The sequence below is a fragment of the Streptomyces sp. AC602_WCS936 genome (assembly GCF_019049125.1).
Lineage (GTDB): Bacteria > Actinomycetota > Actinomycetes > Streptomycetales > Streptomycetaceae > Streptomyces.
Genome location: NZ_JAGMUF010000126.1, coordinates 1 through 384 on the forward strand (window position 1 = coordinate 1; position 384 = coordinate 384).

General features: G+C 84.6%; 1 pseudogene. It reads right to left on the reverse strand.

The window, feature by feature from the left end:
• Nucleotides 1-384, reverse strand: a pseudogene (locus KUM03_RS39385) (hypothetical protein); the annotation flags it as partial.

The following is a 384-nucleotide window of genomic DNA, read 5'->3' on the forward strand; positions in this document are numbered from 1 at the left end:
GGGAGGGGGCGGGCGGCCCTCACGTCGCCCCGAGCCGGGCGGCTCCGCGATCGGGAGGCGGCGCAGTGCCGGGAGCGGCCGGGGTGCCGGGTGGGCGTGGGGCCGGTGTGCCGGGCGGCTGTGGGGCCGGGCGGCCCGGTGGCCGGGGTGCCGGGAGGCTGTGGGGCCGGGTGGCCGGGTGGCCGGGCAGCCGGGGTGCCGGGTGACCGGGGTGGCCGGGGTGGCCGGGGTGCCGTGCAGCCGTAGGGCCGGGTGGCCGGGCAGCCGGGAGGCCGGGCAGCCGGGTGACCGGGAGGCCGGGTGACCGGGAGGCCGGGAGGCCGGGAGGCCGGGGTGCCGGATGGCCGGGTGGCCGGGGTGCCGGGTGACCGGGGTGCCGTGCAG